General features: G+C 67.2%; 10 protein-coding genes. 9 read left to right on the top strand and 1 reads right to left on the bottom strand.

Going from position 1 to position 13994, the window contains the following annotated elements; all coding sequences use genetic code 11:
- Positions 1-10: 10 nt before the first annotated feature.
- Positions 11-973 (bottom strand): helix-turn-helix transcriptional regulator, encoded by a 963-nt coding sequence (locus ACKLLE_RS12490; protein ID WP_064301535.1) that lies wholly within the window; start codon positions 971-973, stop codon positions 11-13.
- 159 nt (positions 974-1132) lie between these two features.
- On the opposite strand from ACKLLE_RS12490, the gene ACKLLE_RS12485 reads away from it, so the two are divergent.
- From ACKLLE_RS12485 to ACKLLE_RS12445, 9 genes are all read left to right on the top strand, one after another.
- Positions 1133-2182, top strand: coding sequence for a class I SAM-dependent methyltransferase (locus ACKLLE_RS12485; protein ID WP_420058168.1), 1050 nt, complete (start codon positions 1133-1135; stop codon positions 2180-2182).
- 4 nt (positions 2183-2186) lie between these two features.
- The gene (locus ACKLLE_RS12480; protein ID WP_420058167.1) at positions 2187-3467 is read left to right on the top strand and encodes an MFS transporter; all 1281 of its coding nucleotides are present in this window, start codon (positions 2187-2189) and stop codon (positions 3465-3467) included.
- On the top strand, positions 3464-5836 hold the full coding sequence (locus ACKLLE_RS12475) for a decarboxylase (protein WP_420058166.1): 2373 nt from the start codon (positions 3464-3466) through the stop codon (positions 5834-5836). The genes ACKLLE_RS12480 and ACKLLE_RS12475 overlap by 4 nt, the downstream gene beginning before the upstream one ends.
- Positions 5836-8355 (top strand): prodigiosin MAP biosynthesis aminotransferase PigE, encoded by a 2520-nt coding sequence (gene pigE, locus ACKLLE_RS12470; protein ID WP_420058165.1) that lies wholly within the window; start codon positions 5836-5838, stop codon positions 8353-8355. Before ACKLLE_RS12475 ends, pigE begins: the two co-directional genes overlap by 1 nt.
- 226 nt (positions 8356-8581) lie before the next feature.
- Positions 8582-9754, top strand: a complete 1173-nt coding sequence (gene moeB / locus ACKLLE_RS12465; protein ID WP_064301530.1) for a molybdopterin-synthase adenylyltransferase MoeB — start codon at positions 8582-8584, stop codon at positions 9752-9754.
- A 10-nt stretch (positions 9755-9764) separates the two neighbouring features.
- Positions 9765-10175, top strand: a complete 411-nt coding sequence (locus ACKLLE_RS12460) for a M67 family metallopeptidase (RefSeq protein WP_009398054.1) — start codon at positions 9765-9767, stop codon at positions 10173-10175.
- Positions 10176-10198: 23 nt separating this feature from the next.
- The gene (locus ACKLLE_RS12455; RefSeq protein WP_064301529.1) at positions 10199-10471 is read left to right on the top strand and encodes a MoaD/ThiS family protein; all 273 of its coding nucleotides are present in this window, start codon (positions 10199-10201) and stop codon (positions 10469-10471) included.
- Between the two features lie 84 nt (positions 10472-10555).
- Positions 10556-12346: a CoA transferase gene (locus ACKLLE_RS12450; protein ID WP_064301528.1), complete on the top strand. Its 1791-nt coding sequence runs from the start codon at positions 10556-10558 to the stop codon at positions 12344-12346.
- On the top strand, positions 12343-13992 hold the full coding sequence (locus tag ACKLLE_RS12445; protein ID WP_420058164.1) for a class I adenylate-forming enzyme family protein: 1650 nt from the start codon (positions 12343-12345) through the stop codon (positions 13990-13992). Before ACKLLE_RS12450 ends, ACKLLE_RS12445 begins: the two co-directional genes overlap by 4 nt.
- Positions 13993-13994: the final 2 nt, after the last annotated feature.

Here is a 13994-nt window from a genome sequence, read left to right as displayed (position 1 = left end):
GGAAGTGCGCTCAGCGTTTCCTGCCAAAGATCGACTTCGGCGCCCGCCCGAAGTACCGGGTAAAGGCCACGGTGAAGTTGTTCGGGTATTTGTACCCCACCTGCCACGCTGCCTGGGCGACCTGCTGGCCGGATTCGAGCAGGGTCATGGCCTTGCGCATGCGCAAATCCAGCAGCATCCGCGCCGGAGTCGTGTCGTACAGATAGCGGAAACCTTCCTTGAGCTTGTGCTCGTTCATGCCGACGCTGGTGGCGAGGTATTCCACGGTCAGCGGCGTATGCAACTGCTCGCAAAGAATGTTGCGCGCACGCTCGATCCGTTCGATCTCGCTGGTACTCAACGGCGATGCGCTGCCGTCCTGGGGCGCCAGCAAGTTGAACTGCTCGGACAGCAGGCTGAGGGTATGAATATGCAGGTCCAGTCGATTCGACGGATTCAGCCCCCCCGGTTGCAGATAGCGTAACAGTGCCGCCGCATGGGCCTGGGCCGCTTTCGAGCTGGCGCGAAAATCGATGCGTTGCAAGCGCCCGCTGCCCAGTACCTGGGCTGCGCGCGCCTCGCCGACGTACTTGCACAGGGTCGCCTGGTCGATCACCACCCGCAGTTGCGACGCTGTCTCGTTGGCCTGGTAACGCCGTTCGCCAGGCGTCGCGCGAAACGCGGTGATGGTGGTCTGCCCGGCCTCGAAGGCGAGGCTGCAGCCGTCCTTGCCAAGGAAGCCCGATTTCCCCTGCAAGCCGATGGTCACCACCATCACATGCCCGTCATGGGGCCCACAGGTTTCTTCGATCAGCGTGCGCGTCGGGTGATAGTGCAGACGCCCCAGCGACAACCCTTGCTCCAGTTGCAACAGCTCGGAGTAGCAATTGCCGACATCCTCGGCCAGTTGCATACGCAAACGCCCGTCGGCCTGTACCGACCGTTGCCGGGGGTGATCGAGGCCGATACGGCAGCTCCCTTTCATTGTGCTCATGACGACATCCCTGCGTGCGCGCGCCGTGCTTCGCATAGGAATGGCTCCGGCTCGCATACTTAACATAAATGATTCTCATTTAATATATATCACTCTTTTCAGTGATTCGGCCACGGCTTGTTTCGTTAGGAACAAGGCAGCCAAGTACAGGGAGTTACCGTGCCTCATCGTGAAAATCTCCAGGACCTGACCAGCATCCACCCCCTGCAAGCCTGCTGGGACCTGCAATTGGCCGGGCTCGGCGCCGATGCCCTGCAGGTCGCCCTCGAATGCGCACTGTTCGATCATCTCGGCACGCCCGCCAGTGCTGTCGCCCTCGCCAGGACACTGCGACTGGATGCCGCCAGCACCGGCTACCTGCTGGAGCTGCTGTGGAGCCTCGGCCTGCTCGAACGCGATCAGCAGCGGCCACCGCACTACCGCAACCTTCCCCTGGCTGACCTTTATCTGCGCGCCGAGGCCCGCGCCTATTGCGGCGACGCCCTGCTGTTCCGCCACAAGGTACTGCGCCAGACCGGCACCCAGCTCGGCGACTACTTGCGCAACGGCGTACCGCGCACGCCCCTGGCCAGCGCCTCGATCGCCAACGCATGGGCCAACGCCGCGCGCCTGCAGATCGCCCAGGAGCAACGCGCCGTGACCCGCGAAGTCGCCTGCGCTCTGCTCGACCGCTTGCCCGAGGCGCCTCATCTGAGGCGCATCCTCGATCTCGGCGGCGGCCCCGGCCTGGTCGCCATCGCCCTGGCCGAACACCTGCCCGCAATCGAAGGCGCCGTCTTCGAATACCCGCTGGCAGCCGAAGTAGCCCGGGAAAACATCGCCGCAGCCGGGCTCGGCAAACGCCTGCACGCCATCGGTGGCGATCTTGACCACGACGATATCGGCAGCGGCTACGACCTGATCTGGTGCTCCTCCGTTTTGCATTTCGTCCACGACCTGCCCGCCACCCTGCAGCGCCTGTACACCGCCCTGCGCCCGGGCGGCGTGCTGCTGGTGTGCCAGGCCGAAGTGCCGGAAGAGCGCGAGGCCGCTGCCCGGGTGGTGCCTTATTACCTGCACATGCGCCTGCAAGGCCGCCACGTGCTGGCCCAGGGCGAACTCGCCGGCAGGCTCGCAGCCCTCGGTTTCCGCACCGTGGAGCAGATCAACGGACTGCATTTTCCGGTTACCCCGGTCAACGCCGTCATCGCCCGCAAACCCAAGGGATGACTCGATGGAGCGCACGCGGATCGCCGGCCTGCAAATGCTGTTCGGCTGGCTCAACCTGGTGCTGGCGGTGCCCAGCATCTATCTGATGTTCGGCATGCCGCTGGTGATGCGCCAATACGGCTGGAGCGGCACCGAGATCGGACTGTTCCAGCTCGCCGGGCTGCCGGCGGTGTTCAAGTTCCTGCTCGCCGTGCCGGTGCAGCGGATACGCCTGGGCCGTGCTCACCTTGTGTCCTGGATGCTGCTGCTGAGCGCCGCGCTGCTGCTCCTGTACTGGTTGATCGGCCGGCAGAACCTGATCGAACAGCGCCTGCCGCTGTTCGCCATGACCTTCGCCATCAGCATCGTCGCCACCTGGATGGACATCCCGCTCAATGCCCTCGCGGTGCAGTGGCTGCCGCGCAGCCAGCAACTGCGCGCCGGCAGCATCCGCTCGGCGGCGCTGTTCCTCGGTGCCATCGTCGGCGGCGGGGCGATGCTGCTGATCCAGGCGCGCCTGGGTTGGCAGGCGCCGTTCCTGATCATGGGTGCCGGCCTGCTGCTCGGCGTATTGCCGCTTCTCGCCCTGCGCCGCACGGCCCGACCGATCGAGAACGAACACACCGCACCAGGCGGGTTCGTTGCCGACTGGACGAGCTTCTTCAACCAGCCCGGCGCCCGGCAATGGACCGGGCTGCTGCTCACCGCCTTCCCGTTCATCGGCGCAGCCTGGCTGTACCTCAAGCCGCTGCTGCTCGACCAGGGCATGCCAATGCAGGACGTGGCGTGGATCGTCGGTATTGCCGGCGGCGTCACCGGCGTGGTGTCCAGCCTGATTGGCGGGCGCCTGATCGGCGTGCTCGGCACCGCCCGGGCGATCCTGGCCTACCTGCTCGCCGCCCTGCTTGCGTTGCTCCTGCTCACCCTCAGCGTGTGGCTGCAACTGGGCACCATCTGGCTGGTCGCCAGCGCCCTGTACCTGGCCGCGAGCATGGGCGCCGTCTCGGCGCTGATGTTCGGCCTGACCCTGTTCTTCAGCCGGCGCCAGCGCACCGCCAGTGATTACGGTCTGCAATCGAGTCTCTTCGTCGTCACCCGCCTGGCCGCCCCGGTGGCGGCCGGGTTGCTGCTCGATCGTCTCGGCCAGGCGGGCATGCTCGCCTGCCTCAGCACCGGCCTGTTGCTGGCCCTGCTGTTGGCCTGGCGAGTGCGCCACAGCATCGCCGGCAGCGCTGAAGCCCTGCTGAACCACGAACGTCACGCCGCTGCCGGGGTGACCCCCATCACTACCGAGGGCAAAGCATGAAGCCTCGTACCGTCGGCATCTGCCTGGTCAGCCGCGACAGCACGCTGCAGGAGGATGTGCAAGCCGTGCTCGACCGGCTCAATCACTGGTTGGGCCATGAAACCGCGATCGCCAGCCTGCACTGGCCGGACAGCGACTCGCGCTGCCTGTACCGCCAGGTTGCCGGACAGGCCGAGGCCTATGTGCGCGAGCATGCCGGCAATCACCACCTGTACCTGGACATGCGCTGTTTCGACGACGCGGCGGCTGCCCGTGAAGCACTTGCCAGCGCCGACAGCGAAAGCGACTACGTGCTGTTCGACACTCGCCACCTGGCCAATCAACCCGAGAGCGACCCGTTGGTGGAACTGCTCGCCGCGCAACCCGAAGCCAAGCGCTCGCCCAGTTCCGCCCTGCTGCTCTGCAACGAAGAACACCTGCAGCACTGGCTCGGCCGCCTCGGCGGCAACCGCCTGGTACGGGTGCCCCACGAGCGCCAGCCACTGCGCCGCGCCGACCTGCTGCGGCTGTTCATCGATCATCTGGAACACGCCTACTTCAACCGCCTGCTGGCCCGCACCACCCTGCAGTCCAGCGAACCGGTGGCCCTGGCCCGGGATATCGAGCAGCGCATGAACGCGCGCTGGGGCGAGCAGTGGGACTGCCACTTCTTCACCGGTTCCATGGTCGCCGGCTTCCTCGACTCCATGGGCGACCTGCTGCGCGACAGCGGCCGCGGCTTCCACACCGCCAGCAACGAGCACGCCCTGGCGGTCAGCGCCCTGGCCGGCTGGCAGCTGTATCGCCGGGCCTATGTGATCGTGATGACCTCGGGCATGCTCGACGAACTGCGCGGCACCCTGGCCAACCTCAAGCGCGCCGGCGCGCCGGGCCTGGTGATCTGCGCCGACTCGCCGGAGTCGGTGTGGTTCGCCTTCCAGGGCAGCCTTGACTGCGATAACGACGGCCATCAGGTGATCGCCGCACGCGGGCTCTGGCAGCACTTCATCCGTCGCCCGGAAGACGCCCGCGCCAGCGTCGAATCGGCCTTTGCCGCGCTGGACCAACGTCCGGCACCCACCTTCCTGTTCGCTACCCAGGCGGTGCTCGAGTCACGGGTGCAAGATCAAACGCCAGGCTCGGTGGCGCCTGCCCCGGCCACCGCCAGCGACCTCGACGACCGCCAGCGCGCCGCCCTCGACACCGTGGTGCAGGTGCTCAACAGCGAGCCGTCGCGGATCCTCTGGCAATGCGGCCGCCTCAGCGAGGAAGAACGCCAGCGCGTGCTGGCCCTGGCCCGCCGCAGCGGCATCGCCCTGGCCGACAGCATCATCGCCCCGGGCAGCGTTTGCGCCTACCAGGACCAGGAGCCGGTACTCAACTACCTCGGCCCGCTGTCCATGTACGGCTTCAGCCGGCGCATCCATGCCTTCCTCGAACAGCCGCAGGACGATGAAGGCAAGCCCTGGCTGTTCTTCGTCAAGAGCAAGATCGACCAGTCGGCCACGCCCTACTCCGAGGGCCGCCTTAAGCGCCTGTTCCATATCGTCCAGGTCAATCGTCAGTGCGCGCATATCGCGCCGTTCACCGAGGTGGCGGTAGAGCTTCCCTTGGGCAAGGTGCTGGACTACCTGGAGCCGCGCCTGGACGTGCCGCCCGCTTTGCTGCACGCCCGCCGCGAACGCCTGCAACGCCTGCAGCGTACCCGCGAGGCGCTGCCCAGCGACCAGATCGAAACCCTGCCGATGACCCCGAACTTCTTCTTCCATCGCCTCGGCCAGTTGCTTGGCGAACTGATCGAGCGCGATGGCTATCGCTATACCGGGGTCTACGATGTCGGCCGTTGCAGCATTTCGGCGATGCGCAACCTGCCACGCACCGATGCCGGGTTCTCCGGCTGGTATGGCCGGGCACTGATGGGCGATGCGCTGATGTCGCTGCCCTACATCGCCTTGAACAACTGCCGCCATGTGCTGGCGTTTATCGGCGATGGCGCCCGGGCGCTGGTCCCGGATATCGAGCAGCGACTGGCCATGAGCCTGGCCAGCGCCCAGGACGCCGCCACCCGCAACGTCACCGTGCTCTACCTCTCCAACGGCGTGCTGTCGATGATCCAGACCTACCTGGACAAGCGCTACGCCTGCCACGGCGCAGCCCAGGTCAATGTGCCGCTGAACGACCGGCCGCAGCATGCCGAGCAACGCTTCGGGCCGATCAGCATCTGCCGCGCGCGCCTGCTCGCCTTCTGCCCCGACACCCTGCGCCAGGCCCTTACCGCCCCTGGCCGCCTCAACTTCTTCGACGTCTGGCTGGGCCACAACTCGGAAGGCGATGGCTTGAGCCTCGTTTCCGAAACGGCCTGGAGCCGCCTCAACGCAGAGAACCACTGATGAAATTCGGATTCATTGCCCACCCCACCTCCATCGGCCTGCTGCACCAGGTCAAATTGATCGACCTGCTCGACCGCACCCTGGAAGAACAGGCCTGGGGCTACGACCGCGAACGCTGGCGCCAGCGCAACCTGGTGCCCTTCGTCGATTTCGGGCGCATCGTCAGCGCCAGCGGCGCGGAGTGCTCGGGCATCCTGCAATTCATGCCACTGACCGCCGAACAGATGCTGCGCCAGCCACGGGCCATCGCCGAACGCGTGCTCCAGGGTGTCAACGCGCTCAAGGCCGAAGGCGCCGAACTGGTCGGCCTCGGTGGCTTCACCGCCATCGTCGGCAACCGCGGGCTGGCGACCATGGAGCAGGCCGAGGTCGCGGTGACCACCGGCAATTCCCTGACCGCCTTCGCCGCCTACGCCAACCTGCTGGACAGCCTCAGCCTGCTTGGCGTGGCGCCGGAGAATGCCGAAGTCGCCGTGCTCGGCTACCCCGGTTCGATCGCCCTGGCCGTCGCCCGCCTGCTCGCCGAACAGGGCTGCCGCCTGCGCCTGGTCCATCGCGGCAACCAGCGCCAGGCCGAGGCGCAGCTGGAATACCTGCCGACGCAGTACCACCGCCAGGTCAGCCTGCACGACACCATCGAGGACTGTTACGCCAGCGTGCGTTTCTATGTCGCCGCCACTTCCAGCGGCGGCCTGATCGACCCGCGCCGCCTGCTGCCCGGCAGCGTGGTCATCGATGCGGCGCTGCCCAAGGACGTGATGGACGTGCCGCACACCCGCCGCGACATCCTGCTGGTGGACGGCGGCCTGGTCTCGGCCAGCCCGGCGGTGCACCTGGGCCTGCGCACCATGGGCCTGGAGCCCAAGCGCAGCATGAACGGCTGCCTCGCCGAAACCATGATCCTGGCCCTGGAAGGCCGCGCCGAACCCTTCTCCATCGGCCGCGAGTTGCCGGCGGACAAGGTCCTTGAAATCGGTGTCATCGCTGCTCGCCACGGCTTCACCCCTTCGCCCATGGCCAGCGCCGGCGAAACCCTCGGCGCCGATGATTTCGGCCGCCTGCACCGGCACCACCACGGCCAGCGCCCGGTGCAGGCCAGCGATGCGAAAAAGGCCCCGCAGGACCTGCGCCGCGAAGTACTCAACAGCTTCGGCGAGCACATCAACCCGGTGCTGCGCGAGTTCTACCGGTTTAACCATATCGAGCGGGTCTTCAGCCATGGCGAAGGCTGCTGGCTGACCGACCTCGACGGGCGCCGCTACCTAGACTTCGTCGCCGGCTACGGCTGCCTCAACACCGGGCACAACCACCCGGCGATCAGCCAGGCCCTGCAACGCTACCTGCAAGAGCAGTTCCCGACCTTCATCCAGTACCTCTCCGCACCGCTGCACGCCAGCCTGCTGGCCAAGCGCCTGGCGGACCTGGCGCCGGGTGGATTGTCGCGGGTGTTCTTCAGCAACTCCGGGACCGAGGCGGTGGAAGCGGCGCTCAAGCTGGCCCTGGCCGCCAGCAACAAGACGACCGTGCTGTACTGCGACAACGGTTACCACGGCAAGACCCTCGGCGCCCTTTCGGTGACCGGCCGGGCCAAGCACCGCAAGCCGTTCGAACCCCTGCTGCCGCGCTGCGACAGCCTGCCTTTCGGCGACCTCGATGCGCTGCGCCAGCGTCTGGAGAAGAACGATGTGGCAGCGCTGATCATCGAGCCGATCCAGGGCGAAGGCGGGGTGATCCTGCCGCCGCCGGGCTACCTCGCCGGAGTCCGGGCCCTGTGCGACGAATTCGATTGCCTGTGGATCCTCGACGAGATCCAGACCGGCCTGGGACGCACCGGCAAGTTGTTCGCCTGCGAATGGGACGACACCGCGCCGGACATCATGGTGCTGTCCAAGTCGCTCTCCGGCGGACTGGTGCCGATTGGCGCGACGCTGTCCAAGGAGGCGGTATGGCACCGTGCCTATGGCGATATCGACAGCTTCGCCCTGCACACCTCGACCTTCGGCGGTGGCAACTTCGCGGCGGCGGCGGCCCTCGCGGCACTGGACGTGCTGGAGCAGGACGGCCTGATGGACAACGCCGCGCGGGTCGGTGCGCACCTGCAGGAGGGCCTCCAGGCGATTGCCGCGCGCTACCCGTTCATCAAGGCAGTGCGCGGGCGCGGGCTGATGCTGGCGATCGAGTTCAGCAACAGCATGGCCGGGGGCATCGAGGCGCTGGTGCGAGAGATGGCCGGGCGCATTCCGGGACAGGCGGCGGCGACCTATCGCATGTTGTCGGGCAAGGCGCGGCGGCATCTGGAAGCGGCCATGGAAGAGCTGGAGCAGAGCCTGGAGGACATGTTCGTGCTGCGGCTGATGACCAAGCTGTCGGAGGAGCACGGGATCCTGACGTTCGTGACGGCCAACAACAACAGGGTGATGCGCATCCAGCCGCCGCTGGTATTGGGGATCGAGGAGGCTGATCGATTCCTCGGGGCGTTTGCGGCGGTCTGCGAGGATCTGGCCACTTTTGAATCCTGATTGACAGTTCCGGCCTCATCGCTGGCAAGCCAGCTCCCACAGGGATCGCGTGTACCGCTGAATCTGTGGGAGCTGGCTTGCCAGCGATGAGGCCGGTACAGCCACAACACTTCTCATACCTTTTCCACGCTTTCCCATACGAATCCCCTGCCCCACCCCATTGAATCCTCGCCTGTCACATTTGAAAATAATTCCAGTTCGTATCTACTGAATGGAAGAAAGCGATATGACCTTACCGCCGCTGGTTGAACCCGGTGCCGAGCTGAGTCGCGAGGAAGTGAACCGCTACAGCCGTCACCTGCTGATCCCGAACATGGGCGTAACCGGACAACGCCGCCTGAAGAACGCCAGGGTGCTGGTGATCGGCGCTGGCGGCCTGGGCTCGCCGACCCTGCTCTACCTCGCCGCCGCCGGCGTCGGCACCCTTGGGGTGATCGACTTCGACCGGGTCGACGAGTCCAACCTGCAACGCCAGGTGATCCACACCGTCGACAGCGTCGGCGAGCTCAAGGTGGAAAGCGCCCGCCAGGCCATCGCCCGGCTAAACCCGCTGGTCAAGGTAATCACCCATAGCGACCGCCTGGAACCCGGAATCGCCGTGGAGCTGTTCTCGCGCTACGACCTGATCCTCGACGGCACCGACAACTTCGCCACCCGCTACCTGGTCAACGACGCCTGCATCCTTGCCAACAAGCCCTATGTCTGGGGCTCGATCTTCCGCTTCGAAGGCCAGGCCTCGGTGTTCTGGGAAAACGCTCCGGACGGACGCGGCCTCAACTACCGCGACCTGTATCCCGAACCACCACCGCCGGAGCTGGCCCCGTCCTGCGCCGAAGGCGGCGTGCTGGGCGTGCTCTGCGCCGCCATCGCGTCGATCATGGCCACCGAGGCGATCAAGCTGCTGGTCGGTATCGGCGATCCGCTTCTTGGCCGCCTGATGGTCTACGACGCCCTGGACATGAATTACCGCGAGCTGCCGATCCGCCGCCTGCCGAAACGCGCGGCGATCACTGCGCTGTCCGACTACCAGAGCTTCTGCGGCCTCAACCGTCCTTCGCTGGCCGACGACAGCAGCGTGCCGCTGATCAGCGCGCTGCAACTGAAGTCGCTCAGGGACGGCGGCAAAGCCCCGGTGATCATCGATGTCCGCGAGCAGACCGAATGGGACATCGTGCGCATCGAAGGCGCGCTGCTGATGCCCAGGTCCGCCGATGTCGCACAGCAGATTCTCGAACGCTTCGGCCACGACACCGAACTGGTCATCACCTGCAAGTCGGGCATGCGCTCCCAGGCCGTGTCCAGCGACCTGCGCAAGCTCGGCCTGGACAAGGTGCGCAACCTCGACGGCGGCGTGCTGGCCTGGGTCCGCGACGTCGAACCGGCGTTGCCGACCTACTGAGGACGCGGCCATGACCCTGCGCATCACCCGCGCGGCGCTGGAGCAGATCCAGCGCCAGGCGGCCCGGGAGCATCCCCTCGAAGCCTGCGGCGTGATCGCCGCGCCCTGTGCGCAGAAGCTCGCCAGCCGGGTGATCCCGATGCGCAACCAGGCTGCGTCGCCAATCTGGTTCAGCTTCGATCCGCGCGAGCAATTGGAGGTGTGGAACGAACTGGACGAGCGCGACGAGGAGTGCCGCGTGCTCTACCACTCGCACACCACGAGCGAGGCCTGGCCCAGTCGCGAGGACATCGCCCACGCCCAGGATCCGCAGGTGCATTACCTGATCCTGTCGACCTGGGCCGAGGCCAGGCACCGGGCCCGCAGCTTCCGCATCGTCGAAGGCCGGGTGTTCGAAGAACAGCTGTCCATCCAGGAATGAGACATCAACCAAAGGAGATTCACATGTCGGTTTCAGTCATGGTTCCAACCCTGCTGCGTCCACTCACCGACGGGCAGAAGAAAGTCGAGGCCCAGGGCGAGACGGTGCGCCACATCATCGACCACCTCGACAGCCGCTACCCGGGGATCAAGGCGCGACTGGTACACCAGGACGAGGTGCACCGCTTCGTCAATATCTACGTCAACGACGATGACATCCGCTTCGCCGCCGGCCTCGCTACCAGCGTTGCTCCCGGCGCGAAGCTGACCGTACTGCCGGCCGTCGCTGGCGGCTGAGTCCCGCTACACCGTGTCGCCGGCTCGCCTGCGACACGGTAGCACCGGTTTTCCGATTCACTGTTCCACCCAAGGTGCTTCCCCATGTCCCGACTCCTGGATGACGCCGGCCTGAGCTGGCGCAGCGGCCCCTGCCTGCCCGCGTGGCAGAGCCTGAGCGCCGCCCTGCAACGCCAGGGCGACTGCCTCGGCCTGCGCCATGCCGACGGCGCGCCCGATGGTCCGGCGCTGCAACTGATGCACCCCGATCTGCAACCGCTCCAGACCCGCTTCACCGGCTTGCCGGCGCTGCCCCTGGAACTGTCCACCGAATTCACGCTCCAGGCCGCCTGCGGTCTCATGTCGGTGCACGGCCGCGCCAGTGGCAGGCTCCAGGCCCTGGGCGTGAACTATCTCGCCACCCTCAACGCCGCCCTCGCCTGGCAAGGCAGCCTCGCCGCTGCCGTCGGCCAATTGCGCGGCGGGCGCTTCCATGAGGTGGCCCTGCAACCCGCCGCCGGCGCGCTGCTGAGCATTGGCCAGTACCTGGCCGGGGCCACTGCGCCGGAAGATCCCGAACACCTGCTGCCCGGGGCTGACGATGCCCTGGCCCGGCCGCCATTCCTCTCTGCCGATGGCGTGCTGTTCGAGCTGGAAACCCTCGACAGTCATCCGTGGCGGCAATTCTGGAATGCCCTCGGGGTCAGCGACGCGATTGCCGGCAAGGCCTGGCAACGCTTCCTGCTGCGCTATGCCCGCGCCGTCGCCCCCATGCCTGCCGAGTGCCTGGACGCACTGGCCGGCCTGCCGCTGGCGCGGATCCAGGCCATTGCCGCCGAGTGCGGCGTGGCCCTGGTGGCGGTGCGTGATGCGGCGCAGCGGCAAGGCGACAGCGACTACCCGGCCAGCAGTGCCAGCCCGTGGCAAATCCGCCGTGGCGTCGCCGCCCCTGCGCTGCGCCGTGCATCGCCCATGCGCCTGCCGCTGGAAGGCATCCGCGTGCTGGAATCCTGCCGTCGCATCCAGGGTCCCCTGGCCGGGCACCTGTTGTCGTTGCTCGGTGCCGAGGTGATCCGCCTGGAACCCCCGGGCGGCGATCCGCTGCGCAATATGCCGCCCTGCGCCGACGGCTGCTCGGTGCGCTTCGATGCACTCAATCACCTGAAGGACGTGCGCGAGGTGGATATCAAGTCTGCCGCCGGTCGCGCCGAGATCCACGCGCTGTGCCGCGACGCCGATGTGTTCCTGCACAACTGGGCGCCAGGCAAGGCCGCCGAGCTGCAGCTGGATGCCGCCGACCTGCACGCCACCCAGCCCTCGCTGATCCATGCCTATGCCGGCGGCTGGGGCGATGCCCGGGTCGCTGCGCCGGGGACCGATTTCACCGTGCAGGCCTGGTCCGGTGTCGCCGCGCGCATTGCCGCCGCGTCCGGTACTCGCGGCGGCACCCTGTTCACCGCCCTCGACGTACTCGGCGGCGTGGTCAGCACCCAGGGCATCTGCGCCGCCCTGCTCGACCGCGAGCTGCACGGCCACGGCGCGGCAGTGCACAGCTCGCTGCTGGGCGCCGCCGACCTGCTTCTCGACCGCCGTTGCGACGAGCCTTCGCCGTCCCTGCTGCAAGGCCTGTTCAGCACCGCCGACGGTGTCCTCGCCCTCGACTGCCAGACCCGCCAGCAGCACCGGGCCCTGATGCGCCTGCTCAGCGGCGAAGCCGACGCGACCAGCCTCGCCCGACAACCCAGCGCGCACTGGCTGGACGCCTGCCGCGCAGCCGGCATTCCCGCCAGCACCGCCCATGCAGACCTCGCCCTGCTCGCCGCCGATCCGCGCCTGGCCCCGAGCCTGTCCCAACGCGCCTACCGCGCTGTTCAATCTCCGTGGAGTTTCCTATGAATACTGCCGGCATCATTGACCTCGTCCCCCTACACATCCGTCGTCGCTGGAGCGAAGACGGCAGCTATCCCAACCAGGATGTATTCAGCCTGTTCCGCCAGCGCGCCGCCGAATCCCCGGACAAGGCCGCGGTGCTGTCGCCGGAAGGCAACGTCAGCTACGCCGGACTGCTCGACGCAGCCCTGCGCATGGCCGCCAGCCTGCGCCAGGCCGGTATCGTCGCCGGCGATGTGGTGGCCTACCAGTTGAGCAATACCTGGCGCTGCTGCGCCATCGACCTGGCAGTGGCAGCCCTCGGCGCCATCGTCGCGCCCTTCCCGCCGGGTCGCGGCAAGCTGGATATCCAGTCGCTGGTGCGGCGCTGCGATGCCCGGGCGGTGATCGTGCCGCAGGAGTACGCCGGCATCGACCTTTGCGAGGTGATCGAATCGCTGCGCCCGACCCTGCTGTCGCTGCGCATCCTCATCGTCGACGGCGAGCCCCGCGCCGGCTGGTCGACCCTCGACAGCCTGCTCGACGCTGCCCCCATCGATGCCGCCAGCCTGCCGCAGGTGTGCCCGGATTCGCCGGTACGTCTACTGGTGTCCTCGGGTACCGAGTCCGAACCCAAGCTGGTAGCTTACTCGCATAATGCCCTGGTTGGCGGCCGCGGCCGCTTCCTGCAACGCATCAGCCACGACGGCGCCGAATTCCGTGGCCTGTACCTGGTGCCGCTGGGCTCGTCGTTCGGCTCCACGGCCACCTTCGGCGTGCTGTGCTGGCTCGGCGGCTCGCTGGTGGTGCTGCCGCGCTTCGACGTGGGCGAGGCGATCAAGGCCATCGAGACCTTGCGCCCGAGCTTCATCCTCGGCGTGCCGACCATGCTCCAGCGCATCGCCGCCGATCCGGCCCTGGCCGATGTCGACAAGTCCAGCCTGCGCGGCCTGATCTGCGGCGGTTCGCTGATCGACGAAGCCACCGTGCTGCGCTGCACCGAGCACTTCGGTTGCGGCTTCATCAGCCTGTACGGCTCGGCCGACGGAGTGAACTGCCACAACACACTGGACGACCCGCTCGACGTGGTGCTCAACAGCGTCGGCAAGCCGAACCCGGCGGTGTGCGAAATCCGCATCGTCGACGACCTGGGCCGCGAGCTCCCCCATGGCGATGTCGGCGAGATCACCGCACGCGGGCCGTTGAGCCCGATGCAGTATGTCAACGCACCGGAGCTGGACGAGCGCTACCGCGACGGCGAAGGCTGGGTGAAGACCGGCGACCTCGGCTTCATCGACCCGCAGGGCTACCTGGTGCTGGCCGGACGCAAGAAGGACATCATCATTCGCGGCGGCGCCAATATCAGCCCGGTGCAGATCGAAGGCCTGATGATGGGCCACCCGGACGTGGTCACCGTGGCCTGCGTGCCGGTGCCGGATGCCGACCTCGGCCAGCGCGTATGCCTGTGCGTGACCCTGCGCGAAGGCGCGGCGAAGCTCGCCCTGGCGGATATCACCGCGTTCCTGCGCGAGCAGGGCCTGGAGGTCAACAAGCTGCCGGAGTACCTGCGCTATTACCGTCACCTGCCGCTGACCCCGGCGGGCAAGATCGACAAGCGCGCCCTCGCCGCCGATGCCGCCGGGCTCGGTGAAACCGTACGCCAGGTGGGCTGAGC

The organism is Pseudomonas bharatica (assembly GCF_048586865.1).
GTDB classification, from domain to species: domain Bacteria; phylum Pseudomonadota; class Gammaproteobacteria; order Pseudomonadales; family Pseudomonadaceae; genus Aquipseudomonas; species Aquipseudomonas bharatica.
Note: the sequence above shows the minus strand (reverse complement) of the source record. Positions and strands in the feature narration are given on the sequence as shown.

Coding starts and splice junctions, on each gene's coding strand:
- ACKLLE_RS12490 (WP_064301535.1), bottom strand. CDS start 973: ATGAGCACAATGAAAGGGAGCTGCCGTATCGGCCTCGATCACCCCCGG.
- ACKLLE_RS12480 (WP_420058167.1), top strand. CDS start 2,187: ATGGAGCGCACGCGGATCGCCGGCCTGCAAATGCTGTTCGGCTGGCTC.
- ACKLLE_RS12475 (WP_420058166.1), top strand. CDS start 3,464: ATGAAGCCTCGTACCGTCGGCATCTGCCTGGTCAGCCGCGACAGCACG.
- pigE (WP_420058165.1), top strand. CDS start 5,836: ATGAAATTCGGATTCATTGCCCACCCCACCTCCATCGGCCTGCTGCAC.
- moeB (WP_064301530.1), top strand. CDS start 8,582: ATGACCTTACCGCCGCTGGTTGAACCCGGTGCCGAGCTGAGTCGCGAG.
- ACKLLE_RS12460 (WP_009398054.1), top strand. CDS start 9,765: ATGACCCTGCGCATCACCCGCGCGGCGCTGGAGCAGATCCAGCGCCAG.
- ACKLLE_RS12455 (WP_064301529.1), top strand. CDS start 10,199: ATGTCGGTTTCAGTCATGGTTCCAACCCTGCTGCGTCCACTCACCGAC.
- ACKLLE_RS12450 (WP_064301528.1), top strand. CDS start 10,556: ATGTCCCGACTCCTGGATGACGCCGGCCTGAGCTGGCGCAGCGGCCCC.
- ACKLLE_RS12445 (WP_420058164.1), top strand. CDS start 12,343: ATGAATACTGCCGGCATCATTGACCTCGTCCCCCTACACATCCGTCGT.